This is a genomic window from Streptomyces sp. NPDC055632 (genome assembly GCF_053618675.1).
The window spans coordinates 1-24,865 of the sequence record NZ_JBSHHY010000027.1; the positions used below are offsets into that span (position 1 = coordinate 1).

Annotated in this window: 25 protein-coding genes and 1 riboswitch; of the genes, 17 read left to right on the plus strand and 8 right to left on the minus strand. The window is 72.1% G+C overall.

Translation table 11 applies throughout. The features are described from left to right. Positions 1 to 188 precede the first annotated feature (188 nt). From ACWGSR_RS27810 to ACWGSR_RS27855, 10 genes are all read left to right on the plus strand, one after another. A complete protein-coding gene (locus tag ACWGSR_RS27810) occupies positions 189 to 797 on the plus strand; it encodes a CDP-alcohol phosphatidyltransferase family protein (protein ID WP_125667251.1) in 609 nt (202 codons plus the stop codon). Between the two features lie 116 nt (positions 798 to 913). Further along, entirely contained in the window at positions 914 to 3,409 is a 2,496-nt protein-coding gene (locus ACWGSR_RS27815; protein ID WP_376235592.1) for a sugar phosphate nucleotidyltransferase, read from the plus strand. 102 nt (positions 3,410 to 3,511) lie between these two features. Further along, positions 3,512 to 4,438 (plus strand): DUF881 domain-containing protein, encoded by a 927-nt coding sequence (locus tag ACWGSR_RS27820; RefSeq protein WP_376235594.1) that lies wholly within the window; start codon positions 3,512 to 3,514, stop codon positions 4,436 to 4,438. After that, on the plus strand, positions 4,435 to 4,767 hold the full coding sequence (locus ACWGSR_RS27825; RefSeq protein ID WP_015032176.1) for a small basic family protein: 333 nt from the start codon (positions 4,435 to 4,437) through the stop codon (positions 4,765 to 4,767). Before ACWGSR_RS27820 ends, ACWGSR_RS27825 begins: the two co-directional genes overlap by 4 nt. Positions 4,768 to 5,195: 428 nt before the next feature. Beyond that, positions 5,196 to 6,014: a DUF881 domain-containing protein gene (locus ACWGSR_RS27830; protein WP_453570212.1), complete on the plus strand. Its 819-nt coding sequence runs from the start codon at positions 5,196 to 5,198 to the stop codon at positions 6,012 to 6,014. An 82-nt stretch (positions 6,015 to 6,096) separates the two neighbouring features. Beyond that, a complete protein-coding gene (locus ACWGSR_RS27835; protein ID WP_376235792.1) occupies positions 6,097 to 7,038 on the plus strand; it encodes an FHA domain-containing protein in 942 nt (313 codons plus the stop codon). Positions 7,039 to 7,069: 31 nt separating this feature from the next. Next, complete coding sequence (gene ftsR / locus ACWGSR_RS27840) at positions 7,070 to 7,810, plus strand: transcriptional regulator FtsR (protein ID WP_453570068.1); 741 nt, start codon at positions 7,070 to 7,072, stop codon at positions 7,808 to 7,810. Between the two features lie 65 nt (positions 7,811 to 7,875). Beyond that, positions 7,876 to 8,349: a bifunctional nuclease family protein gene (locus ACWGSR_RS27845; protein ID WP_017238433.1), complete on the plus strand. Its 474-nt coding sequence runs from the start codon at positions 7,876 to 7,878 to the stop codon at positions 8,347 to 8,349. Between the two features lie 192 nt (positions 8,350 to 8,541). Next, entirely contained in the window at positions 8,542 to 9,159 is a 618-nt protein-coding gene (locus ACWGSR_RS27850) for a MerR family transcriptional regulator (protein ID WP_376235602.1), read from the plus strand. A gap of 55 nt (positions 9,160 to 9,214) precedes the next feature. Continuing rightward, positions 9,215 to 10,675, plus strand: a complete 1,461-nt coding sequence (locus tag ACWGSR_RS27855) for a DNA polymerase IV (protein ID WP_453570070.1) — start codon at positions 9,215 to 9,217, stop codon at positions 10,673 to 10,675. A 109-nt stretch (positions 10,676 to 10,784) separates the two neighbouring features. Here the strand turns inward: ACWGSR_RS27855 and ACWGSR_RS27860 are convergent, their stop codons facing one another. Further along, complete coding sequence (locus tag ACWGSR_RS27860; RefSeq protein ID WP_376235606.1) at positions 10,785 to 11,159, minus strand: PRC-barrel domain-containing protein; 375 nt, start codon at positions 11,157 to 11,159, stop codon at positions 10,785 to 10,787. A gap of 112 nt (positions 11,160 to 11,271) precedes the next feature. Beyond that, positions 11,272 to 11,371, plus strand: a riboswitch (glycine riboswitch). Positions 11,372 to 11,549: 178 nt separating this feature from the next. Here ACWGSR_RS27860 and gcvP point away from each other — a divergent pair. Then, positions 11,550 to 14,435, plus strand: a complete 2,886-nt coding sequence (gene gcvP / locus ACWGSR_RS27865) for an aminomethyl-transferring glycine dehydrogenase (protein ID WP_453570072.1) — start codon at positions 11,550 to 11,552, stop codon at positions 14,433 to 14,435. An 89-nt stretch (positions 14,436 to 14,524) separates the two neighbouring features. On the opposite strand, the gene ACWGSR_RS27870 is transcribed toward gcvP, so the two are convergent. Further along, on the minus strand, positions 14,525 to 14,731 hold the full coding sequence (locus ACWGSR_RS27870; RefSeq protein ID WP_053648929.1) for a DUF5999 family protein: 207 nt from the start codon (positions 14,729 to 14,731) through the stop codon (positions 14,525 to 14,527). A 332-nt stretch (positions 14,732 to 15,063) separates the two neighbouring features. Then, positions 15,064 to 15,654, minus strand: a complete 591-nt coding sequence (locus tag ACWGSR_RS27875; RefSeq protein ID WP_366372371.1) for a polysaccharide deacetylase family protein — start codon at positions 15,652 to 15,654, stop codon at positions 15,064 to 15,066. 480 nt (positions 15,655 to 16,134) lie between these two features. Here ACWGSR_RS27875 and ACWGSR_RS27880 point away from each other — a divergent pair, with 480 nt between their 5' ends. Together ACWGSR_RS27880 and ACWGSR_RS27885 are read left to right on the plus strand one after the other, a co-directional pair. Continuing rightward, complete coding sequence (locus ACWGSR_RS27880; RefSeq protein ID WP_376235612.1) at positions 16,135 to 17,634, plus strand: glutamate--cysteine ligase; 1,500 nt, start codon at positions 16,135 to 16,137, stop codon at positions 17,632 to 17,634. A gap of 70 nt (positions 17,635 to 17,704) precedes the next feature. Next, positions 17,705 to 18,571, plus strand: a complete 867-nt coding sequence (locus tag ACWGSR_RS27885) for a CPBP family intramembrane glutamic endopeptidase (protein ID WP_453570076.1) — start codon at positions 17,705 to 17,707, stop codon at positions 18,569 to 18,571. Positions 18,572 to 18,643: 72 nt separating this feature from the next. Here the strand turns inward: ACWGSR_RS27885 and ACWGSR_RS27890 are convergent, their stop codons facing one another. Then, complete coding sequence (locus ACWGSR_RS27890; RefSeq protein ID WP_376235615.1) at positions 18,644 to 19,453, minus strand: PhzF family phenazine biosynthesis protein; 810 nt, start codon at positions 19,451 to 19,453, stop codon at positions 18,644 to 18,646. Between the two features lie 146 nt (positions 19,454 to 19,599). Between ACWGSR_RS27890 and ACWGSR_RS27895 the strand changes: the two genes are divergently transcribed. Beyond that, on the plus strand, positions 19,600 to 19,947 hold the full coding sequence (locus ACWGSR_RS27895) for a hypothetical protein (RefSeq protein WP_453570079.1): 348 nt from the start codon (positions 19,600 to 19,602) through the stop codon (positions 19,945 to 19,947). A 42-nt stretch (positions 19,948 to 19,989) separates the two neighbouring features. On the opposite strand, the gene ACWGSR_RS27900 is transcribed toward ACWGSR_RS27895, so the two are convergent. From ACWGSR_RS27900 to ACWGSR_RS27910, 3 genes are all read right to left on the minus strand, one after another. Further along, entirely contained in the window at positions 19,990 to 20,517 is a 528-nt protein-coding gene (locus tag ACWGSR_RS27900) for an SMI1/KNR4 family protein (protein WP_376235620.1), read from the minus strand. Between the two features lie 90 nt (positions 20,518 to 20,607). Continuing rightward, complete coding sequence (locus ACWGSR_RS27905; RefSeq protein ID WP_453570082.1) at positions 20,608 to 21,630, minus strand: MerR family transcriptional regulator; 1,023 nt, start codon at positions 21,628 to 21,630, stop codon at positions 20,608 to 20,610. A 5-nt stretch (positions 21,631 to 21,635) separates the two neighbouring features. Next, a complete protein-coding gene (locus ACWGSR_RS27910) occupies positions 21,636 to 22,328 on the minus strand; it encodes a HEAT repeat domain-containing protein (RefSeq protein WP_376235625.1) in 693 nt (230 codons plus the stop codon). Between the two features lie 94 nt (positions 22,329 to 22,422). Between ACWGSR_RS27910 and ACWGSR_RS27915 the strand changes: the two genes are divergently transcribed. Beyond that, positions 22,423 to 22,857: a VOC family protein gene (locus ACWGSR_RS27915; RefSeq protein ID WP_376235628.1), complete on the plus strand. Its 435-nt coding sequence runs from the start codon at positions 22,423 to 22,425 to the stop codon at positions 22,855 to 22,857. Between the two features lie 194 nt (positions 22,858 to 23,051). Continuing rightward, positions 23,052 to 23,675, plus strand: coding sequence for a PadR family transcriptional regulator (locus ACWGSR_RS27920; RefSeq protein WP_376235631.1), 624 nt, complete (start codon positions 23,052 to 23,054; stop codon positions 23,673 to 23,675). Positions 23,676 to 23,763: 88 nt separating this feature from the next. Here the strand turns inward: ACWGSR_RS27920 and ACWGSR_RS27925 are convergent, their stop codons facing one another. Further along, positions 23,764 to 23,988, minus strand: a complete 225-nt coding sequence (locus ACWGSR_RS27925) for a hypothetical protein (RefSeq protein ID WP_376235633.1) — start codon at positions 23,986 to 23,988, stop codon at positions 23,764 to 23,766. Positions 23,989 to 24,185: 197 nt separating this feature from the next. On the opposite strand from ACWGSR_RS27925, the gene ACWGSR_RS27930 reads away from it, so the two are divergent. Next, a complete protein-coding gene (locus ACWGSR_RS27930; protein ID WP_453570088.1) occupies positions 24,186 to 24,827 on the plus strand; it encodes a Clp protease N-terminal domain-containing protein in 642 nt (213 codons plus the stop codon). Positions 24,828 to 24,865: the final 38 nt, after the last annotated feature.

Genomic DNA, 24,865 nt, shown 5'->3' on the forward strand with positions numbered 1-24,865 from the left:
GTACTGCAGGGGGGACCCTGTGGGAGAGTAGGACACCGCCGAACAATCATTGTGGGAAAGCCCCGCACCATCTGGTGCGGGGCTTTTCTGCGTTCCAGGGGGCCGGCGCGACCCCGTGCGCGGTGGTCCATCGGCTGACGGTAGGGTCAGGGGGCAACGTCGGCACCATCCCAGCAGGAGGCCCCCGGGTGGAGGTCCAGGAGACTCGCGTTCAGACCGACCGGGTCCTCACCATCCCCAACATTCTCAGCATGGCGCGCCTCGTCGGCGTACCGCTGTTTCTGTGGCTGATTCTCCGCCCCGAGTTCGGCGGCCCCAAGAGTGACGGATGGGCGCTTCTCGTCCTGGCGCTCAGTGGCGTCAGCGACTATCTCGACGGGAAACTCGCCCGACGCTGGAACCAGATCAGCAGCCTCGGCCGGCTGCTCGATCCCGCCGCCGACCGCCTGTACATCCTGTCCACCCTCGTCGGCCTCACCTGGCGGGAGATCCTTCCGCTGTGGCTGACCGCCGCCCTCCTGGCGCGCGAGGCCATGCTCCTCGTCATGGTGGGAATCCTCCGCCGGCACGGCTACCCGCCACCGCAGGTCAACTTCCTCGGGAAAGCTGCGACTTTCAACCTCATGTACGCGTTCCCGTTGCTGCTTCTCAGTGACGGAACGGGCTGGCTTTCGTCACTCGCTGAAGTTTTCGGGTGGGCCTTCGCCGGATGGGGTACAACTCTGTATTGGTGGGCAGGGATCCTCTACGTGGTCCAGGTCCGTCGACTCGTGAAGACGGATACCGAGGCCGATTGAGCCCGTTCCTTCTGTGTCGAGCAGCGTCGCCGGCAACAACGAGGACGTCCGCGGGCTACTGAGCGGACAGGCGAAGTCGGCAGGACCGTCATCTCTTGAAGGAGGACGCTTCCGACATGAAGGCCGTCGTGATGGCCGGTGGCGAGGGAACCCGTCTTCGCCCCATGACCTCGAGCATGCCCAAGCCTCTTCTGCCGGTGGTGAACCGGCCGATCATGGAGCACGTCCTGCGACTGCTCAAGAGGCACGGTCTCAACGAGACCGTCGTCACCGTGCAGTTTCTCGCCTCTCTGGTCCGAAATTACTTCGGTGACGGCGAAGAGCTCGGGATGGAGCTCACCTATGCCAACGAGGAGAAGCCGCTCGGTACAGCGGGAAGCGTGAAGAACGCCGAGGAAGCGCTGAAGGACGACGCCTTCCTCGTCATCTCGGGGGACGCGCTCACCGATTTCGATCTCACCGATCTCATCGCCTTCCACAAGGAGAAGGGCGCACTCGTCACGGTCTGCCTCACGCGGGTGCCGAACCCGCTGGAGTTCGGCATCACGATCGTCGACGAGGAGGGCAAGGTCGAACGCTTCCTGGAGAAGCCGACCTGGGGCCAGGTCTTCTCGGACACCGTGAACACGGGCATCTACGTGATGGAGCCCGAGGTGTTCGACTACGTCGAGGCCGACACCTCGGTCGACTGGTCGGGGGACGTCTTCCCGCAGCTCATGAAGGAGGGCAAGCCGATCTACGGCTATGTCGCCGAGGGCTACTGGGAGGACGTCGGCACGCACGAGAGCTATGTGAAGGCCCAGGCGGACGTCCTGGAGGGCAAGGTCCAGGTCGACATCGACGGCTTCGAGATCTCGCCCGGAGTCTGGGTCTCGGAAGGTGCCGAGGTGCATCCCGACGCCGTGCTGCGGGGCCCGCTCTACATCGGCGACTACGCCAAGGTGGAGGCCGGTGCCGAGATCCGCGAGCACACCGTCGTCGGCTCGAACGTCGTCGTCAAGAGCGGTGCCTTCCTGCACAAGGCCGTCGTCCACGACAACGTCTACATCGGCCAGCAGAGCAATCTGCGCGGCTGTGTGATCGGCAAGAACACCGACGTCATGCGGGCCGCCCGGATCGAGGACGGAGCCGTCATCGGGGACGAGTGCCTGGTCGGTGAGGAATCGATCGTGCAGGGCAACGTCCGGGTGTACCCGTTCAAGACGATCGAGGCCGGCGCGTTCGTCAACACCTCGGTCATCTGGGAGTCCCGGGGACAGGCCCACCTCTTCGGAGCGCGCGGGGTCTCCGGCATCCTCAACGTGGAGATCACCCCCGAGCTGGCCGTCCGCCTCGCGGGCGCGTACGCCACGACCCTGAAGAAGGGCTCGACCGTCACCACGGCCCGTGACCACTCCCGGGGCGCTCGCGCGCTGAAACGGGCGGTGATCTCGGCGCTCCAGGCCAGCGCCATCGACGTGCGGGACCTGGAGAACGTGCCCCTGCCGGTGGCGAGACAGCAGACCGCGCGCGGAAGCGCCGGCGGCATCATGATCCGGACCTCGCCCGGCGTGCCCGACTCCGTCGACATCATGTTCTTCGACGAGCGCGGCGCCGACCTCTCGCAGGGCGGCCAGCGCAAGCTCGACCGGGTGTTCGCGCGCCAGGAGTACCGGAGGGCCTTCCCCGGTGAGATCGGGGACCTCTCCTTCCCGGCGAGCGTCTTCGACTCGTACACCGGGTCGCTGCTGCGGAACGTCGACACCTCCGGGATCGCGGAGGCCGGGCTGAAGGTCGTCGTGGACGCCTCGAACGGCAGCGCCGGGCTCGTACTGCCCAGTCTGCTCGGGCGGCTCCAGGTCGACTCGCTGACGATCAACCCCGGTCTCGACGAGTCCAGGCCCACGGAGTCGGCCGAGAGCCGGCGGGCCGGGCTCGTACGGCTCGGGGAGATCGTGGCCTCGGCGCGGGCCGCGTTCGGCGTGCGGTTCGACCCCGTCGGCGAGCGGCTGTCGCTCGTGGACGAGCGGGGCCGGATCATCGAGGACGACCGGGCGCTCCTGGTCATGCTGGACCTGGTGGCGGCCGAGCGGCGCTCCGGACGGGTCGCGCTGCCGGTGACCACCACGCGGATCGCCGAGCAGGTCGCCGCGTACCACGGCACCCAGGTCGAGTGGACGACCACCTCGCCCGACGACCTCACCCGGGTCGGCCGGGAGGAGTCGACGATCTTCGGCGGCGACGGGCGCGGCGGGTTCATCGTGCCCGAGTTCAGCAGCGTCTTCGACGGGACTGCCGCCTTCGTGCGGCTGCTCGGTCTCGTGGCGCGGACGCAGCTCACGCTGAGCCAGATCGACGCCCGCATCCCGCGGGCCCACGTCCTCAAGCGGGACATCGCGACCCCGTGGGCCGTGAAGGGGCTCGTGATGCGCAAGGTGGTCGAGGCGGCGGGCAACCGCTCCGTCGACACCACCGACGGCGTCCGGGTGGTCGAGGCCGACGGGCGCTGGGTGATGGTGCTGCCCGACCCCGCCGAGGCCGTCACCCATCTGTGGGCGGAGGGCCCCGACGACACCTCCGCGCAGGCCCTGCTCGACGAGTGGGCCGCGGTGGTCGACAGCGCAGGTCGCTGACGTAGTCGCCCCGTCCGGTGGGGAGGTGCCCTCTGGGGTGCCTCCCCACCGGAGGGAGGGGCCATTCGGCGGTACGCCGTACGACGTGCGACGATGTGCGGCATGTCGCAGCAGCCCCCCGTTCGGAGCACCGGTTCACCACCGCCGCGACCGGACGCGTCCATGTCGCTGCTGAACAACGTGATCGACCACGCCCTCGACGACGGGTACGCCGAGGCGACCGCCCGGCGGGCCGCCGAGGGCGGTGGACTGCCCCGCAGCCTGCGGGCGAAGCTCGGCGTCGCCGCCGGCCTCCTGCTCGCGGCCGCCGTGGTCACCGTCGGCGCGGCCGAGGCGCGGGTCTCCGCGCCGGTCGTCGCCAAGGAGCGGCAGGAGCTGATCGACCGGATCGAGACGGAGTCCTCGGAGGCCGACGGCCTGGAGCAGGACGTCGAGCGGATCCGGGCCGAGGTCGGGGAGCGCCAGAGGCAGGCGCTCCAGGAGCACGGGGGCGACCAGGCCGAGCTGGTGGCGCTGCTCTCGGGGGCGACGCCGGTGCACGGCCCCGGGGTGAAGCTGGTCGTCGACGACGCCAAGGACACCGACACCGGTGGTGGCGGACCGAGGGAGAGCAGCGGTTTCTCCGACACGGGCCGGGTCCGCGACCGGGACATGCAGCGCGTGGTCAACGGGTTGTGGGAGTCGGGTGCCGAAGCGGTCGCGATCAACGGGCAGCGGCTGACGTCGCTGTCCGCGATCCGGGCCGCCGGCGACGCCATACTGGTCGACAACAAGCCGCTGGTGCCGCCGTACACCGTCCTCGCGATCGGGAACGGGCAGAAGCTGAGCACCGCGTTCCAGGACAGCGCCGACGGGCAGTACCTGCACGCGCTGGTGGAGAACTTCGGGATCAGGAGCAGCATCTCCGCCGAGGGCGACGTGCGCCTGCCGGCCGCGCCGAGCCTGACCGTACGTACCGCAGAGCCGAGGGGGGCCGGGGCGACGCCCTCCGGTCGGGCCACGGCCGACACAGGGAAGGGCACATCGTGATCGCCGTACTGGGCCTGATCGTCGGAGTGGTGGTCGGACTGTTGGTCCGCCCCGAGGTTCCGGCGGTGGTCGAGCCCTATCTTCCGATCGCCGTGGTCGCCGCCCTCGACGCGGTCTTCGGCGGGCTGCGGGCCATGCTCGACGGGATCTTCGTCGACAAGGTCTTCGTGGTCTCCTTCCTGTCCAACGTGGTCGTGGCCGCGCTGATCGTCTTCCTCGGCGACAAGCTGGGCGTGGGCGCGCAGCTGTCGACCGGTGTGGTCGTCGTCCTCGGCATCCGGATCTTCTCCAACGCGGCCGCCATCCGGCGCCACGTCTTCCGGGCGTGAGGCCGATGAGCGAGAACCCGCAGGACCCGCGGAGCCCCCAGGACCCCCAGAGCCCGCAGAAGCCTCGGAGCCCTCGGGCTCCGCAGAGCCCGCAGGGCCCCCGGAGGCCCCGGGGGCCGGAGGAGCGGCGGCTTCCCGGGGACCCCGACGTGCCCGAGGGGGCCCGGGCTCCGGAAGGACCCGCGGCGCCCCGGGGGCCCGGTGTGCCCGACGTGCCCGAGGACGTGGACACCCAGGTCTTCCGGAAGGTGGAGAAGCATCCGCCCGCCGCCCACCCCCACCAGCACCGGAAGCCCACGGGCGGGGGCGCGCCCGGCGCGGTTCCCGACCTGCCCGCGGCGTCCGGGAGGCCTGACGTCCCCGGGAGGCCCGTCGCGCCCGGAAACCCCGCCGCGTCCGGAAGCGCGGACCGGGGCGTACGGAAGCCCGTGACGCCTCCTCCCGCGGCCGAGGCGCCTCCGGTGGCCGGAACGCCCGCCGAGGCACCTCCCGTCGCCGAGCCGCCGGCCCCGTCCGCCCGGGACGAGCGGGGCGGGCGGCGCAGGCTGGTCTCCGCGCTGTGGCCGCCCCGGGTGACCCGGGCCCAACTCGTCGTCGCACTGCTCCTGTTCGGCCTCGGGCTCGGCCTGGCCATCCAGGTCTCCTCGACCAGTGACAACAGCGCCCTCCGGGGCGCGCGCCAGGAGGACCTGGTGCGGATCCTCGACGAGCTCGACGACCGCACACAGCGCCTGGAGGACGAGAAGGCCCGTCTGGAGAAGCAGCGTTCCGAGCTGGAGTCCAGCTCGGACCAGGCCGAGGAGGCGCGCAAGCAGACCCAGGAGAAGGAGCGGCAGCTCGGCATCCTGGCCGGCACGGTCGCCGCCGAGGGCCCCGGCATCACGCTGTCCGTCGGCGACCCCACCGGCGCCGTCGAGTCGGACATGCTGCTCGACGCCATCCAGGAGCTGCGGGCGGCGGGCGCCGAGGCGATCCAGGTCAACGGTGTCCGGGTGGTGGCGGACAGCTACTTCACCGGCAGCGGTGACGACATGCGGATCGATGGAACGCAGGTGGCCGCTCCGTACGTCTTCAAGGTCATCGGCAAGCCGGAGGATCTCGAGCCCGCGCTCAACATCCCCGGCGGTGTCGTGCAGACCCTCGAGAAGGAGCAGGCCACGGTCACGGTGGAACGGTCGCCGAAGATCGTCGTCGACGCCTTGCGACCTGCGAAGCGGCCTGACTACGCTCAGTCGTCCTCGCAGTGAGGAGGCGTACGAGGGGGGTCCCGCGACAAGGGCAGGGCCTTGCGGGGGGTCGGCGCATCACAACGGTGGTGCGTGGTGGAAACTGTCCGGAGGATACGGACGTTGTGAAGGTGTCCGGGTCGGCAGGTGTGATGGATCTCGGTTCGTCCTGCCCCACGGGCGGGTCTGTTTCGGTCAAGGGGAATCGCCCGTGAAGTTGTTTGCGAAGTTGTTCGGCAAGAGCGCACGCGAGGACGGCGGCAACGCCAGGCACCGCGCGCCGCGCCACGCCCAGAGTGAGGAGCAGGGCGGCGAGCGCCCGCTCTTCCGTGACGAGGTCGGGGGACAGGGCGGTGACATTCCGGGCACACCGGGCGCGTCTTCTGTTGACCCCGCCGGGGCCGCCCGCATAGGTTTCGGAGAACCATCGACCTCGAGTACGGGTGGAGGGTTTTCCCCCGACCCGTATGCGACACAGACCTCGGCGGGGCAGCCGCGGCAGGAGGATGCGTCCATGCCGGTGTGTACGAGGTGCGGCCACCGCAACGCGGCCGACAGCCGTTTCTGCTCCCACTGCGGCACGCCGCTGCGCGGCGGGATCGCTCCCGAGCGCGCGTCGGAGACGACGTCCACGATCTCCATCTCGGGCCTGGAGGCCTACGATGCCGAGGTCACCGGCCAGACCGCGCTGCCCTCGCTCTCTCCGGAGGCGCTGGCGGCCGTGGAGGCGCTGCCGCCGGGCTCCGCGCTGCTCGTGGTGCGCCGGGGTCCGAACTCCGGCAGCCGGTTCCTCCTCGACGGGGAGCTGACGACGGCCGGCCGTCACCCGCAGAGCGACATCTTCCTGGACGACGTCACGGTCTCCCGGCGGCACGTCGAGTTCCGGCGGGGTCAGGACGGCAGTTTCACCGTCTCGGACGTCGGCAGCCTCAACGGCACGTACGTCAACCGCGAGCCGATCGACTCGGTCGTCCTGTCCAACGGTGACGAGGTGCAGATCGGCAAGTACCGGCTGGTCTTCCATTCGAGCCAGCGGGGCGTGTGACGCCTCGGGGAACCCCCTTCAGGGAAGGTCCATGCTGCGAACACCGACGGGCGGTGCCGGATCCGGCACCGCCATCGCGGGCGACACGGTCAGCATCGGCACGGTGCTGAACCTGCTTCGCGACGAGTTTCCCGAAGTGACCATCTCCAAGATCCGGTTCCTGGAGGCCGAGGGGCTCGTCGAGCCCCGGCGGACGGCCTCCGGATACCGGAAGTTCGGCCCGCAGGACGTGGAGCGGCTCGCCCGGATCCTGCGGATGCAGCGGGACCACTACCTTCCGCTGAAGGTCATCCGCGAGCACCTCGACGCCCTCGCCCGGGGCGAGGAGATCAGCCTCCCGGCCCCGGGGCGCCGGCGGGACCTCCTGGAGGGCCCCTGGGAGCAGGAGGCGGAGCCGCCGGCCGCCGCGCGGCTCGGACGGGCCGAGCTGCTCGCCGCCGCCGAGGTCACCGAGACCGAGCTCGCCGAGTGGGAGTCGTACGGTCTGATCGCCGAGACGGAGGGCGGGGGCTACGACCCCGAGGCCGTCACCGTCGCCCGGCTCGTGGCGGATCTGGGGAGATTCGGCCTGGAGCCCCGCCACCTGCGGGCCGTGAAGGCGGCCGCCGAACGGGAGGCCGGGCTGATCGAACAGGTGGTCGCGCCGCTGCGCCGGCACCGCAATCCGCAGACCAGGGCCCATGCGGAGGCCACCGCCAAGGAGCTGGCCGCGCAGTCGGTGCGGCTGCACGCGGCCCTGATGCAGATCGCCCTGGGCATCCGCTCGCAGTGACCTCGTGAGCGGCCTCGGAGGGGCCCGACTATCCAAACCGGTCGGGCACGTCCTAGGGTTGCTGTGTGAACGAGCTCGACGTTGTGGGTGTCCGAGTGGAAATGCCCTCCAATCAGCCGATCGTGCTCCTACGTGAAGTGGGAGGCGATCGTTACCTCCCCATCTGGATCGGACCGGGGGAGGCGACCGCGATCGCCTTCGCGCAGCAGGGGATGGCCCCTCCGCGACCGCTGACGCACGACCTGTTCAAGGACGTGCTGGAGGCCGTGGGGCAGGAGCTCACCGAAGTCCGCATCACGGATCTGCGTGACGGGGTCTTCTACGCCGAACTGGTCTTCGCCAGCGGCGTCGAGGTGAGCGCCCGGCCGTCCGACGCGATAGCGCTGGCCCTCCGGACCGGGACGCCGATCTTCGGCAGCGACGGTGTCCTGGACGACGCCGGCATCGCGATTCCGGACGAGCAGGAGGACGAGGTGGAGAAGTTCCGCGAATTCCTCGACCAGATCTCACCGGAGGATTTCGGGACCAACAGTCAGTGAGAACGAGCGGTGCGGCCATGGGCCGTTCGCGGGGTGCTGTCAGAGCATTCGAGTAGCCTTTCCCCGAAGAGAGACACGGGAAACCACTCTCAGGGTGATTATCACTCGGCGTGCCGAGTGTGGCGATCGTTGACGCACCCCGAGTGACTGCCTACCTTCGTGTGGGCAGGTCAAGGACGGAGGGTCGGCGTGATGAGCAGCGCGGACGGTACGGCGGGCAGCTCCCTCGGACGCACGTCCGGGGAGAACGGTCCGTATCCGCTTCACGGCAGAGTGGGCGACTTCGGTACGGAGGCCGGTACGGGCGCGGCGGACGAGGTGATCGGTTACCGCGGCCCCACGGCGTGCGCGGCCGCCGGGATCACCTATCGCCAGTTGGACTACTGGGCGCGCACCGGACTCGTGGAACCGAGCGTGCGGCCCGCGTACGGGTCGGGGACGCAGCGGCTCTACAGCTTCCGTGACGTCGTCGTCCTGAAGATCGTCAAGCGTTTTCTCGACACCGGGGTGGCCCTGCAGAACATCCGGGCCGCGGTGCAGCACCTGCGGGCCCGGGGCTTCCGGGACCTGGAGCGGATGACGCTCATGAGCGACGGGGCCACGGTCTACGAGTGTTCCTCGCCGGACGAGGTCGTCGACCTGCTCCAGGGCGGTCAGGGCGTCTTCGGCATCGCCGTCGGAGTGGTCTGGCGGGACGTGGAGGCGGCGCTCTCGCAGCTCCACGGGGAGCGGGTGGACACCGGCGAGACGCTGGTGGGGCACAACCCCGGTGACGAGCTGGCCCGGCGGCGCCGGGACCGGGCGGTCTGAGCCGGCCCGGGGCCGTCGCGGGGCGTTGTCAGTGGGATGAGGGAGCATCGGGGGCGTGAGAACCGCGCCGACGATCCTGCATCTCGACATGGATGCGTTCTTCGCCGCCGCCGAGCAGGCGGCGAAGCCCAGCCTGCGCGGAAAACCCGTGGTCGTGGGTGGGCTCGGGCCCCGGGGCGTGGTCGCCACCGCGTCGTACGAGGCGCGCCGCTTCGGGGTCCACTCGGCGATGCCGATGGGCCAGGCGCGGCGGCTCGCGCCGAACGCGGCCTATCTCGTGCCGCGCTTCGCCTTCTACCGGTCGATCAGCGAGCAGGTCATGCGGCTGCTCGGGCTGCTGTCCCCGCTCGTGGAGCCCCTCAGCCTCGACGAGGCCTTCGTGGACCTGGAGGCGGGGGGCGTCGCCCACGACACGGCGGGCGCGCGGGCGGCGGGGGAGCGGCTGCGGGCCGACATCCTCGCGACGACCGGGCTCACCGGCTCCGTGGGGCTCGCGGGATCGAAGATGCTCGCGAAGATCGCCTCCGAGCGGGCGAAGCCGGACGGACTCGCCCTCATAGAGCCGGGCACCGAGCGGGAGCTCCTCGGACCGGAGTCCGTGCGGATCCTGCCCGGGGTCGGACCGGCGACCGGGGAGCACCTGAGGCGGGCCGGTATGACGACCGTGTCCGACCTCGCGGAAGCGGGCGAGGACGAGCTCGTACGGCTCCTCGGGCGGGCGCACGGGGCCTCGCTGTACCGGATGGCCCAGGGGCACGACGACCGGCCCGTGGTGGCCGAGCGGGACGCCAAGTCCGTCTCCGTCGAGGACACCTTCGCCGTGGACCTGCACGACCGGGTGCGGATCCGGGGCGAGGTCGAGCGGCTCGCGGAGCGGTGCGTGGAGCGGCTGCGGGCGTCGGGGCACTCGGGGCGGACGATCGTCCTGAAGGTGCGGAGGTTCGACTTCTCGACGCTGACCCGCTCCGAGACGCTGCGGGGGCCGACGGACGCGCTCGGGGTCGTGCGGGAGGCGGCGGGACGGCTGCTCGACTCCGTGGACACCACCGGGGGCGTGCGGCTGCTCGGGGTGGGGGTGAGCGGGCTCGCGGACTACACGCAGGAGGACCTGTTCGCCCAGGCGGAGCCGGCGGGGGAGCGGGGCGAGGAGGGTGCCGCCCCTGCGGTGCCGGCGGCCGAGGCTGCCGAGCCGGCCGGACCCGTCGCGGCCGCCGAGCGGCACTGGGCGCCCGGGCACGACGTGCGGCACGCGGTCCACGGGGCCGGGTGGGTGCAGGGGAGCGGGCTCGGCCGGGTCACGGTGCGGTTCGAGGAGCCGGGATCGGCGCCGGGGCGGGTGCGGACGTTCGCCGTGGACGACCCGGAGCTGACGACGGGAGAGGCGTTGCCGCTGGTGCGGGAGCGGGGGCCGAGTGCGGGTTTGCCCGTGGAGGGTGCCGCAGTGCCGCCTGCCGCGGTCCGTGGGGGTGCGCCCGGCCCTGCGGCCGGGCCGGGTTCCCACCCGCACCACCCGTGACGGTGGGTGGGCCGGGGTGCGGGTCTTCCCGTGGGTGGTTCCGCACCGTCGGGGGCTGCGGACCGTGGCGCCGGGTGGGGCTTTCGTACGGTCGTGGGCCGGCTTTCGGTCAGGCGCCCTCCTGGCCCGCCAGGCGGCCGAAGTCCTTGTCCGGGGCGTCCGCCGGGGGCGGGGGGAGCGCGAGGCTGTAGTGGCGGTAGAGCTGGAGTTCCTGCTCCGGGGAGAGGTGGCGGCCCACGCCGAAGTCCGGGGCGTCCTTGATGAGGGCGCGTTCGAACGGGACGTGGAGGCCGTCGTCGAGCAGGTCGCTCGGCTCCAGGGGGACGAAGGCGTCCCGGCTGAACAGGCCGGTGCGGACCGCGGCCCACTCCGGGACGCCCGTCGCGTCGTCCAGGTACACCTCGTCGACGGTTCCGATCTTGTGTCCGTTCCGGTCGTACGCCTTGCGGCCGATCAGGCTGCGCGGATCGATGTCGGTCTGCACGGTCCCTCCAACTGGTCGCAACTCCTCTACCCCCTACCAAAGTGCACATCCGGGATGTCGGCCACTTGAGCGAAGGGAGTCTCAACCGCGCTGGTAGGCTGGGCGTGGCTGTCGACCCCGTGCGGGAGAGTCCCCCGGAGAAACCTTCCGGTGGGCGCCGAAGGAGCAAATCCTCCCCGGAATCTCTCAGGCCCCTGTACCGCGCGGACGAGGTCACTCTGGAAAGCAGAGCGGATGTCCGACGGCATGCGCTCTCACCGACGGTGAAAGCCGGCGTGCCGCGAGGCGTGCCGGTGAAACTCTCAGGTTGAGATGACAGAGGGGGAGGCCGTCCGGGTACCCGCGCCGTGGTGCCCCTCGCAGGTCGTGACGACCAGGAGGCCTCCGTACATGACCGCCAACCGCATTCCGCTCTCCGAGCTCGAGCAGGGCATCCCGTTCGAGCAGCGGCACATCGGGCCCGACGCCGAGGCCCGGGCCAAGATGCTCGCCCAGGTCGGTTACGGCTCGCTCGACGAGCTCACGGCCGCCGCGGTGCCGGACGTGATCAAGAACGCCGAGGCGCTGGGCCTGCCGGCCGCGCGCACCGAGGCCGAGGTGCTCGCCGAGCTGCGCGCGCTCGCCGACCGCAACCAGGTCCTCGCGCCGATGATCGGCCTTGGCTACTACGGCACCTTCACCCCGCCGGTGATCCTCCGGAACGTGATGGAGAACCCCGCCTGGTACACGGCCTACACGCCGTACCAGCCGGAGATCTCCCAGGGCCGTCTGGAGGCCCTGCTGAACTTCCAGACGATGGTCGCCGACCTGACCGGCCTGCCCACCTCCGGCGCCTCCCTGCTCGACGAGGGCACCGCCGCCGCCGAGGCCATGGCGCTGTCCCGCCGCGTCGGCAAGGTGAAGAAGGGCGTCTTCCTGATCGACGCCGACGCCCTGCCGCAGACGATCGCCGTCATCGAGACCCGCGCCGAGCCGACCGGCGTCGAGGTCGTCGTCGCCGACCTGAGCGAGGGCATCCCGGCCGAGATCGCCGAGCGCGGCGTCTTCGGCGTGCTGATCCAGTACCCCGGAGCCTCCGGTGCGGTCCGTGACATCAAGCCGCTGATCGACGCGGCCCACGAGCTCGGCGCGATCGTCACCGTCGCCGCCGACCTGCTCGCCCTCACCCTGCTCACCTCGCCCGGCGAGCTCGGCGCCGACATCGCCGTCGGCACCACCCAGCGCTTCGGCGTCCCGATGGGCTTCGGCGGCCCGCACGCCGGTTACATGGCCGTCCAGGACAAGCACGCCCGCTCCCTGCCCGGCCGCCTCGTGGGCGTCTCCGTCGACGCCGACGGCAACCGCGCCTACCGCCTGGCCCTCCAGACCCGCGAGCAGCACATCCGCCGCGAGAAGGCCACCAGCAACATCTGTACCGCGCAGGTGCTGCTCGCCGTCATGGCCGGCATGTACGCCGTCTACCACGGCCCCGAGGGCCTCAAGGGCATCGCGCTCCGCACCCACCGGTACGCCGCGATCCTCGCCGCCGGTCTGCGCGCCGGGGGCGTCGAGCTGACCGGGGACGTCTTCTTCGACACCCTCACCGCCCGCGTGCCCGGCAAGGCCGACGAGGTCGTCGCCGCCGCCCGCGAGGCCGGCGTCAACCTCCACCGCGCCGACGCCGACCACGTGTCGGTCTCCTGCGACGAGACCACCACGCGCGAGCAGCTCGCCGCCGTCTGGGCCGCCTTCGGCGTCACCGCCGACGTCGAGGCCCTGGACGCCGCCACCGAGGACGCGCTGCCCGCCGGTCTGCTGCGCTCCGACGCGTACCTGACCCACCCGGTCTTCCACGCGCACCGCTCCGAGACCTCGATGCTGCGCTACCTGCGCCGCCTCGCGGACCGCGACTACGCGCTCGACCGCGGCATGATCCCGCTCGGCTCCTGCACGATGAAGCTGAACGCGACCACCGAGATGGAGCCGGTGACCTGGCCCGAGTTCGGCCAGATCCACCCCTTCGCCCCGGTCGAGCAGGCCCAGGGCTACGTCACGCTCATCACCGAGCTGGAGGAGCGCCTCGCCGAGGTCACCGGCTACGACAAGGTGTCGATCCAGCCCAACGCCGGTTCGCAGGGTGAGCTGGCCGGCCTCCTCGCCGTCCGCGCCTACCACCGGGCCAACGGCGACGAGCAGCGCACCGTCTGCCTCATCCCGTCCTCCGCGCACGGCACCAACGCCGCCTCCGCCGTGATGGCCGGCATGAAGGTCGTCGTGGTGAAGACCGCCGACGACGGCGAGGTCGACGTCGAGGACCTGCGGGCCAAGATCGCCCAGTACCGCGACGAGCTGTCCGTCCTGATGATCACCTACCCGTCCACGCACGGCGTCTTCGAGGAGCACGTCGCGGACATCTGCGCCGAGGTCCACGAGGCCGGCGGCCAGGTGTACGTCGACGGCGCCAACCTCAACGCCCTGGTCGGCCTGGCCAAGCCCGGCCACTTCGGCGGCGACGTCTCGCACCTGAACCTGCACAAGACCTTCTGCATCCCGCACGGCGGCGGCGGCCCCGGCGTCGGCCCGGTCGGCGTCCGCGCCCACCTCGCCCCGTACCTGCCGAACCACCCGCTCCAGCCCACCGCGGGCCCGGAGACCGGCGTCGGCCCGATCTCGGCCGCCCCGTGGGGCTCCGCAGGCATCCTGCCGATCTCCTGGTCGTACGTGCGCCTGATGGGCGGCGAGGGCCTCAAGCGCGCCACCCAGGTCGCGGTGCTCGCGGCGAACTACATCGCCAAGCGCCTGGAGCCGCACTTCCCGGTGCTCTACACCGGTCCGGCCGGTCTGGTCGCCCACGAGTGCATCGTGGACCTGCGCCCGCTGTCCAAGGCGACCGGCGTCACCGTCGACGACATCGCCAAGCGCCTGATCGACTACGGCTTCCACGCGCCGACGATGTCCTTCCCGGTGGCCGGCACGCTGATGATCGAGCCGACCGAGTCCGAGGACCTGACCGAGCTCGACCGCTTCTGCGACACGATGATCGCGATCCGGGCCGAGATCGAGAAGGTCGCCGCGGGTGAGTGGCCGGCGGAGGACAACCCGCTGCGCAACGCCCCGCACACCGCGGCCGCGCTCGGCGGCGCGTGGGACCACGCGTACACCCGTGACGAGGCGGTCTTCCCGGCCGGCGTCTCGGCCGCCGACAAGTACTGGCCGCCGGTGCGCCGCATCGACGGCGCCTTCGGCGACCGGAACCTGGTCTGCTCCTGCCCGCCGCTGGACGAGTACGACCACTGAGGCCGGGGCCTTCACGGCGGGATTTCATGACCGGGGGCCGGTCCGGAGAGTTCTCCTCCGGGCCGGCCCCCGGGCTTCGCGCCGCCCCGTCAGGCGGCGGTCGTCACCCGGCCCGCCGTGAGCGGCCGGTGCGGAGCGATGATCTGCCCGTCCGGCAGGAGCTCACCGGTGTCCTCGAAGAGCAGGACGCCGTTGCACAGCAGGCTCCAGCCCTGCTCCGGGTGGTGTGCCGTCAGTCGGGCCGCCTCGCGGTCGGCGGAGTCGGCGGTGGGACAGGCGGGCTGGTGCTGGCACATGGGTGGGTTCTTTCGCTGCGTCGTGGTGGATGTCCTGCGGCTCTGCGCGTTCATGGCCGCCCCCGGCGGTCGGTTCGGTTCCGGTCCAAGTCTTGCCCCCGGGACGGACTTCCGCAGGGATTTCGCGGCAGCTCGTCCTCTCCGGGGAGGACGCGTCACCCGCAGGGGCGGTTCAGCTCAACCACCCCGTCCCTTCGGGTGGTTCGGGGTGGCCCGAGCGGGCTAGTCCGTAAGGGCGGGGTGTTCGGACGCCGCGTTCGGGCGGGCTTTTCGGACAGCAGTGCGCCCCGTGACCCGGCCGGGTCACGGGGCGCGGGCGCGCGTGCGGTGGATCAGGCGGGCGCCGCCGAGCCCAGGAGGGGCGGCGGCGCGAGGCGCGTGCTGAGGACGGGCAGGAGGTCGGCGACCGGGTACGGGCGGTGGGACGCGATCCCCGGCGGTGCGGGGGCCAGGGGCACCAGCAGGTCGGCGGCGTCCGGGACGACGGTGGTGCCGTCCGTCTCCGGGTCGGCGTGCAGCCAGAGCGTCAGCATGTAGAGCTCCGGTACGGAGAGCAGCCGCGGCTGGTACGCGACCGGCAGGCCCTCGGCCTGGTGCAGGGCCCGTTCCGTGGCGGAGACGTACGGCCCCTCGAAGAAGTGCGAGAAGGACCAGCCGTCCGGGGTGAGCATGGTGTCGGCGGCGGCGATCGTCCGCTCCCCGTTCCGGATCAGGAAGCGCCACCCGGCGAGCCGGGTGCGGGGAGGGTGTCCCGGGGCTCCGGTGATGCCCAACACGTGCACGGGCAGCGGGAGTTCGGGGCTCAGTGGTCCCTGCGCGGCCCGCAGGGCGGGTGTGCGCGCCTCACGGACGGCGGTCGGTGAGCCGAGCGCCGCGAGGACGCTGCGGAGGGCCGGCGCGGGGGCCGGAGAGGGTCGGAGCATGGTGGGTCGCCTCTCGCTCAGGAGACACGGTGACGCGTGGGCAGGTACGACGGCGCTGTCGGCGGCGGGGCCAGAGAGGGGCCATGGGGCCATGGCCGGGCGCCAACACTCTGCCTCGTCCGCGGAGTTTATACGACATGTGTTCACACAGTGTTTCCGCTAGACGTCGCCGATATTCCTGACAAGGCGTCATCAGGTCGTCGTCGGAGGGCGTCCGCGCGGAATCATGAGGACGATACCGCTCCCACCTGCCCGTACCGCGAGGAGCCGGTCGGCTGAATTGCGACCCCCATTCCCGGGACAATATGACATTGGTATATGTCGTCTGTTCCATGCCCGTGGAATGTGCCGTTGGAGTGCTGCATCCAGCCTATCCTCCGGCAGGTGCGTTCCGCAGGCGTTGTGGATCAAAGAGGTGGGCATCATGGTCCGTGACGCGCGGCCGCCGTGACGGCCGCCCACCCGGGGAAGGACGCTTCGATGGGCGAGAAGGTCGTGGCCGACGGGTTCGGCCCGTCCGACCGGCAGGAGTACCGGAGGAAACTCCAGCAATGTCTGGCGGGGCTCGCGAGGCTCCTGGCGGAGAAGAGGTTCGACCGGCCGCGCAATCTCATGGGCGTGGAGATCGAACTCAATCTCGCCGGCGCCGACGGACTGCCCCGCATGCTGAACGGGCCGGTTCTCGAAAAGATCGCGAGCCCCGATTTCCAGACGGAACTCGGAATGTTCAACCTCGAAGTGAACATCGCTCCCCACCAGCTGGAGGGGCGCGTATTCGACCGGCTCGCGGAGGAGATCGGAGCCGGAATCGGGTACGCCGACCGCAAGGCGGCGGAGCTCGACGCGGGCGTCGTCATGATCGGCGTGCTGCCCACCCTCGAACAGCACGACCTGGTCCCGGAGAACCTGTCGGACAACGACCGCTACGCCCTCCTCAACGACCAGATCCTCGCCGCACGGGGCGAGGACTTCATCCTCGACATCCACGGCGTCGAACACCTCCGCTGCACCTCGGAGTCGATCGTCCCCGAGGCCGCCTGCACCTCGGTCCAGCTCCACCTCCAGGTGACCCCGGCCCGGTTCGCCGCCGTCTGGAACGCGGCGCAGGCCGTCTCCGGCGTGCAGATCGCGCTCGGCGCCAACGCGCCCTTCGTCTTCGGCCGCGAACTGTGGCGGGAGTCCCGCCCGCCCCTCTTCCAGCAGGCCACCGACACCCGGCCGCCCGAGCTCCAGGCCCAGGGGGTGCGGCCGCGCACCTGGTTCGGGGAGCGGTGGATCGACTCGGCGTACGACCTCTTCGAGGAGAACCTCCGCTACTTCCCCGCCCTCCTGCCCCTCCACGACGAGGAGGACCCGCTGCTCGTCCTCGACCGGGGCGGGGTGCCGCGCCTCCAGGAACTCGTCCTGCACAACGGCACGGTCTACCGCTGGAACCGGCCGGTGTACGGCCTGGTCGACGGCGTCCCGCACCTGCGCGTCGAGAACCGGGTCCTGCCGGCCGGGCCGACCGTGACGGACGTGATCGCGAACGCCGCCTTCTACTACGGCCTGGTGCGCGCGCTCGCCGACGAGCCCCGGCCCGTGTGGAAGCGGATGGCCTTCGAGGACGCCGAGGCCAACTTCGACACGGCCTGCCGCCACGGCATCGAGGCGGAGCTGCGCTGGCCCCGGCCGGGGCGCGCGGGCGGCGTCGCCGCCCTGCCGGCCGTACGGCTCGTCCTCGACGAACTGCTGCCGCTCGCCGCGTCCGGGCTCGACGCCTGGCACATCGAACCCGCCGACCGGGACTTCTACCTCGGGGTGATCGAACAGCGCTGCCTGCGGCGGACGAACGGCGCCTCCTGGCAGGTCGACACCTTCCACCGGGCCCTGGAGTCGGGCCTGGACCGGAAGACGGCGCTCGCCGCGACGACGCGCCGGTACCGGACGCTCATGCGGGAGGGGGAGCCGGTGCACACCTGGCCGGTGGGCATCCACTGACGCGCCTCCCCGCCCCCGTCCCTTCCCCGGGCGGTTCATGGGCGATCATGTCCGGACGGTTCGGGTCGTCATGGTCCGGGCCGTCCGGGAAGCGTCGCCCGGGACGTGTCGTCGGGGAAGCGAAGTGGAGACAGGTGTGGTGTCGGAGCAACGAGTGAGGGACGACTCCCCGCCCCCCGGGGGCCTGCCGCGCACGGTGCTGCGCTCCGAGACGCTCATCGTGCTCGCCCTCTCGCTCGGGGCGAGCGCGGTCTCGGCCCTCATCAGCTTCATCGGCTCGCTGACCAGGCCGGGGGCGCTGAAGGAGCAGGCGGCGACGCTCAACGGCTCGTACGCCCCCGGACGGCCCTGGCTCGACCTGTCCTGGCAGCTCTTCGGCATCGCCACGGCGCTCGTGCCGGTCGTCCTCGTCGCCCACCTCCTGCTGCGGGAGGGCACCGGGCTGCGGGCCATCGGCTTCGACCGCACCCGCCCGTGGCCCGACCTCGGGCGCGGGGCGCTGGTCGCGGCGGGGATCGGGAGCGCCGGACTCGCCTTCTACCTGGCGGCGCGGGCGACCGGGTTCAACCTGACGGTGGTGCCCGAGTCGCTGCCGGACGTGTGGTGGAAGTACCCCGTCCTCATCCTGTCGGCGATCCAGAACTCCGTCGTGGAGGAGGTCGTCGTCGTCGGCTACCTGCTGCGCAGACTGGGGCAGTTGGGGTGGACGCCGATGGCCGCCCTGGTGGCCAGCTCGGTGCTGCGCGGCTCGTACCACCTCTACCAGGGCGTCGGCGGCTTCATCGGCAACGTGGTGATGGGCGTGGTCTTCGTCCTGCTGTACCGCCGCTGGGGCCGGGTCGGGCCGCTCGTCGTGGCGCACGCGCTGCTCGACATCGTGGCCTTCGTCGGATACGGGCTGCTCGCCGGGAAGGTGGGGTGGCTGCCGACCGTGTGACGGGCGGTCGCTCGTGGCGAAGGGGCGTACGGGATCCTCCGTACGCCCCTTCGCCGTCCTCGCGGCCGGCCGTCAGGCGTGCAGGTCGCCCTCGACGACCGTGACGGCGTGGCCGTTGAGGAGGGTGCGGTCGCCGCGCAGGCGGGTGCGGACGAGGCCGGTGCGGGCGCCGCCCTGGAGGCCTGTGAGCTCGTCGCGGCCGAACCGGGCCGACCAGTAGGGGGCGAGCGCGGTGTGGGCGCTGCCGGTCACCGGGTCCTCGTCGATGCCGACGGCTGGGAAGAAGCCGCGCGAGACGAAGTCGTAGCCGCCGTCCGGCTCTTCGGCCGCGGCGGTCACGATGGTCCCGCGCGAGGACATGTGCTTCAGGGCGGCGAGGTCGGGGGCGAGGGAGCGGACGGCGGCCTCGTCGCGCAGCTCGACGACGAGGTCCCCGATGTGGACCCCGGTGTCGTGGACGGCGACGACCTCGGCGCCGAGCGCCTCCGCCAGGCCGTCGGGACCGGGGACGGGGACGAGGGGCGAGGTCGGGAAGTCCATGGTGATCGTCCCGTCGGCCTCGGCGGTGGTGCCGAGGAGGCCGCAGCGGGCCGCGAAGCGGACGGTGCCGGTCGCGGTGCCGGTGGTGTGCAGGACGTGGGCGGTGGCCAGGGTGGCGTGGCCGCACATGTCGACCTCGGTGGCCGGCGTGAACCAGCGCAGGGCCCAGTCCGCCTCGCCGCCGGCGGGCAGCGGGTGGGCGAAGGCGGTCTCGGAGAGGTTGACCTCGGCGGCGACCTTCTGGAGCCAGGAGTCCTCCGGGAAGGAGTCGAGGAGGAGCACTCCCGCGGGGTTGCCGGAGAAGGGCCGGTCGGTGAAGGCGTCGACGATTCGGATGCGCATGGCACCGACGCTACCGGCGGCGGATTTCCGGCGGCCAAGGCCAATCGCGGAGAACTGGACCGGTGGTTCCGCGCGTCGTCGTGGACGGGAGGACGGCGGGACGGGACACGGGGGGTGTCCGCCGCGAGCGGCCTCGGGGGGCTTCGATGATGTTCGGGTACTCGGACGACTGGTGGGTCCTGTTCCTCTACCCGGTGCTGCTGTGGGTGCCGTTCGGGCCCTTCCTGATGGGGGCCGCGGGGGCGTGGTGCGCGGCCCGGCCCGGTCTGGGACCGCGGCTGTGGTCGGTGCTGCTCCCGCTGGTGCCGGTGGGGGTCTCCGCGGCCGTGATGATCCTGCCCCTGGACCAGGAGAAGCGCACCGAGGACCTCGTCGGCTACGCCGCCGTCTACATCGGCGGCATCACGGTGCTGCCCTGGCTCCTCGGGTACGGGACCACCCGTCTGGTCCGGGCCGTGCGGGCGCGCCGGGGCGGGGGCGCTGCCGCGGGGTGAGCGCGAAGCGGTCGTGCGGGCTCAGCGGCAGGGCTTCACGATTCAGCGGCAGAGCTTCACGATGATGTCGTCGAAGTCGGGGAACTCCCGGACGGCCTGTTCGATCAGGACGGTCGCCGGGGCCCGGAGGCCCGGCGCGTACCGCTCGGCGACGGCGGTCAGCTCGGGATGGGGGTACGAGGCGGGGACGGGCCCGTACGGGTTGGTCGCCTCCAGGGGGCCGACGCCGTCGGCCAGCAGCCACAGGAAGGAGCCCAGGTCGCGCGCGACGACGCCGGTCTCGCCCTCGGAGCCGAGGAAGACGACGGGCTGTCCGTCCGGTCCCCGGTCCGGGCGGACCAGCCAGAACGCGGCGTACCCGCCGGTGCCGTCCTGCCCGAACACGCGGAAGTGGTCGCCGGTCAGTTCTTCGTCGCCGGTCCACGCCCGGATCCACTCGGTCGTCTCGTCGGCGGACAGGAAGGCCGGGAAGGGCTCGAAGTCGACCCCGTCGCCACCTATGTGGTCGGACCGGACCGCCAGGGCGGCGGCGAGCGCGGGAGGGAACCGGAGGTCTTCGTCGGACGTCACGCGAGCAGGTTATCGACTCGCGGCGGGAGGGGTGAAGGGCCTGGGGCCCACCCGGCCCTGATCCGCCGGACGGGCCCTGGGAGAGGCGCGTCAGCGTCCGTCGCGCAGTGCGAGGACGTACGTCGCCGTGAGGGCGACGGCGCGGTCCGCGTCGTGGGACAGGTGGGTGAGGGCGCGCGCCGCCGTGGCGCCCGGGACGTCCGCGAGGGCCTGGGTCAGCCGCCGGCGCGCCGGCAGTCCGGTGGTGGCGCGGGCGAGGCGGTCGACGAGGGCGCCGGCGATCCGGTCCGCCAGCGCGGGGTCGCCCGCGAGGGCGCTCAGCGCGTCGGCCGCGTCGACGTCGTTCGTCTCCTCCGTCTCCTCCGTCTCCCCGACGACCATGTCGACGAGCGCCGGGATCGCGTCGGCCACTCCCCGCGCCCCGAGCGCCGGAGCCGCGCACCGGCGGACCGTGGCGTCGGGGTGCGCGAGGGCGTCCCGCAGGAGCGCGGTCGCCCCGTCGCCCGGCATCTCGGCGAGGGACCGGACGGCGCGTTCCCGCACCTCGGCGGCGGGGGAGTCGAGGGCCTCCGCGAGCAGCGCCGGGCCGTCCCCGCCCGCGCGCGCCAGGGCCCAGCGGAGGGCCCCGGCGACGTTCGGGTCCGACTCGTCCAGTACGGCCTCGACCAGCGCCTCCACCGGCAGGGGGGCTTCCTCGGACGCGGACAGGGCCGTGCGCTGGCGCGTGTCCGCGTCCTTCGACCCCAGCGCCTGGAGGAGTGCGACGGTCCGGAGGACGTCCTCCCAGCCCGCTGGTTCCACGGCGTCGATCCGGCGGAGCCGCGTGAGCAGCTCCGTCTCCGCCGCGATGCGTTCCCGCGTCCGGCGCACGAGGTCGTCGACGAGCTCCGCGGGCGCGAAGCCGGGGTCGTCGAGCGCCCGCCCGACCTCGCGCAGCGAGAGGCCCAGCGACCGCAGGCTCTCGATGTGGAAGATCCGCCGGACGTCCTCGCCGGAGTACTCCCGGTAGCCGGAGCCGGTGCGGCCCGTCGGGCGCACCAGGCCGAGCGACTCGTAGTGCCGGAGCATGCGGGCGCTGACCCCGGACCGCCGGGCCACGTCACCGATCAACACGCCTGTCACTCCTCCCGGCCGGCCCCGCCGAGGGCCACGACGCGCTTCGCCTCCTCGACCGCGAACTCGAAGCCGGCGTCCGGGTCGCGCCACAGCCGTTCTGTGGCGACGGCGTGCGTGCGCACCTCGGGGTCGGGGTCCGTCCGCGCGGCGGCGAGCACCGGCACCGCCGCCTCCCCGAGCGCGATCAGCGCCCGGCTCAGGCTCAGTCGCGTCTCGCGTCCACCGCGCCCGAGCTGTGTCGCCAACCCTACGGCCAGCCCGCGTTCCTCACCCTCGGGCACGAGGACGACCGCCGCCCGCCAGGCGCTCCGGGCCACCTCGTCGTCGGCGTCGGACAGCAGTGCCGGGGTGATCACCGGCCAGGCCCGCCGGTCCCCGATCTTGGACAGGGTGTGCAGGGCCTGGCTCCGGGCCCGCGCGCGCTCCGAGCGCACCTCGGGGAGGAGCCTGGGGACCGTCGTCGACGGCGGGTGGCGGGTGAGCGCCCACGTCAGCATCTCGCGCACGGAGAAGTCGGGTTCGACCGCGCACCGTTCGACGAGCTTGTCCACGGCTCCCCGGTCCGGGGCCGTGCCGACCGCCAGGGCCGCCCGCAGCCGGACCGACGGGCTGTCGCTCTCCAGCGCCCGGAGGGCACGCGCCGTCTCCGGGTCCGCCCCCGTCTTCTCTTCGTCCTTCTCGTTCGTCATGGTCATCGGGACCACCTCCTCGGCGCCAGTGAAGGGCTTGTCACGGTGTCAAGGTCAAATGCGGGTGCCGGTGGTCGGTGCGCGCCACTAGGGTGACCCGATGCCAACGATCAAGAAGCTCCAGGTCACCTTCGACTGCGCGGATCCCGAACGCCTCGCCCGCTTCTGGTGCGAGGTGCTGGGGTACGTCGTGCCGCCGGCGCCGGAGGGTTTCGCCACGTGGGACGACTACCACCGCTCGCTGCCGGACGGGCACGAGGTGAAGTGGTTCTCCTGCGCCGATCCCTCGGGCGAGGGCCCGCGACTGTTCTTCCAGCGCGTCCCCGAGGGCAAGGTCGCCAAGAACCGGGTGCACCTCGACGTGCGGGCCGGCACCGGTCTCGTGGGCGAGGAGCGCCTCACCACGCTCCAGGCGGAGTGCGCGCGGCTGGTCGAGCTCGGCGCGGTCCACCTGTACACGCTGTTCGCCGACGAGGAGAACGAGTCCTGCATCACGATGCAGGACATAGAAGGAAACGAGTTCTGTCTGGACTGAGGTCCTGTCAGGACCCAGGACCGCGTAGGTGCCCTCCCCGGCCGGGGAGGGCACCTTTTCTTTCCCCCTCCCGTCGAACTGGCATTCGATGCATGCTCATGGCTTCTCGGGCTCTTGCTCACCGAACAGTTCCGATATATCGTTGAGGCATCGCGATGGTTCGTAGAAGAAATCCCGATGGAAGGAGCGTTGCGATGCGTTCACATGGACACGAGTGCGGAAACGGACACGGAGCCGGTCGTGGAGGCCGGGGCCCCGGAGCCCGGGGAGACTTCGAGGGGCGGCGCGCCGCGTTCGGGCCCTTCGGGCCCGGGTTCGGCGGCGGACCGTTCGGAGGAGGCCCCTTCGGGGGCCGGGGTCGCGGAGGCGGCCGGGGACGGGCGCGGCGCGGTGACGTGCGGGCCTCGATCCTGGCCCTCCTGAAGGACCGCCCGATGCACGGCTACGAGATGATCCGCGAGATCGGCGAGCGCAGCGACGGGGCCTGGAAGCCCAGTCCCGGCTCCGTCTACCCCACCCTCCAGCTCCTGGAGGACGAGGGGCTGATCACCAGCGCGAGCGAGGGCGGCAAGAAGCTGTTCACGCTCACCGACTCCGGGCGCGCCGAGGCCGAGAACGGGCCCGAGGCTCCCTGGGAGGAGGCCGGGCGCGGGGTCGACTGGGACGCCGTGAACGAGATCCGGCAGGCCGGCTTCGGTCTGATGGAGGCGTTCGGGCAGGTCTGGAAGACCGGCAGCCCCGAGCAGCGCGAGAAGGCGGTCGCCGTGATCAACGAGGCGCGCAAGAAGCTGTACCTGATCCTGGCCGACGAGCACTGAGGCGCGGAGGTACGGGGGAGGGGATGAGAAAGGGGGCCTGCGGCGGTTGCCGCAGGCCCCCTTTCCGTTCGTTCCCGTTCCCGGGTGTTCAGGAGTGGTGGACCGTCAGCTCCGCCGTGGTCGGGCCCGCCCCGTCGCCGATCCACCAGATCTCCGCCGCGTCGAAGCTGTCGGAGGCGCGCGGCGCCCCGTCCTCCTCGTGGCAGTGGAACGCGGTCCAGAACAGATCGGCGGGCAGCGCCTCCCGGGGTGCGTACACCCGGTACACGTACTGCCGCCCGTCGAGCGCGAGCAGACCCACCATCCAGAACACGTCCGGAAGACGAGCGGAGAGGGGGCCGTGGTTGCACGAGGGGCGTGAGGCAAGGCGGCGCGCGCCTTTTCGGGGGTGTCGCGCGCGATCTCATTCGCAAGGAGGAGGAACCGCGCGCCCGTACCCGCCTCCGGTGGGACGCGCACATGCTCCTCTCCGGTGATGTTCCGGCCGTCCCGACCTGATGAGGTGGGAGCGTGCACAGTCCCGTCCCGCGCTCCCCGTCGCTCCGGCAGCCCGCCGCCCTGCGCGCGGAGCTCGTCCCCTTCCTGACGCCGTCGCTCGCGGCGGCCGTCTCGGGCGCGCGCCGCAGGGCCCTCCGGGACGGGGACCGCCAGATCGACACCGCGCACCTGCTGCACTCGCTCGTCGAGTCCGACCCCGAGGCCGCCGCCGTGTTCGAGGGCCGCGAGCAGCTCGCCCGCGTCCTCGGCTACCTCGTCCAGCGGTCCATCGGCTACGGCCTGCGCTGGCAGCGCTCCGTCGAGGACTCGGCGGACCGGCGCCTGCTGCCCGCCGCGCGCGGGACCGAATCCCGGGACGTCCGGCCCTCCGGCTGGTCGCCCGCCGCGGCCGCCGCCCTGGAGGGCGCCCTCCGGCGAGCCGCCGGGCGCGGCGAACCGCAGGCCCGGGGCGTCGACCTGCTCGCCGTCGTCGCCGCCGACCCCGAGAGCCGGGCCGTCGAGGTGCTGCGCCGCGCCGGGGTCGATCCGGCCGCCCTGGCCGCCCGCGCCGACCTCGCCGCCACCCCGTGCGAGGCCCTCGACCGGGCCGGTGACCCCGCCCTCGACCGGGCCTCCGGCGCAGCCTGTCACGAGGGGCCGTCTCAACAGGTGTAACGGGGGTTACACCCCTGACGCCGTCCTGTCATGATGAC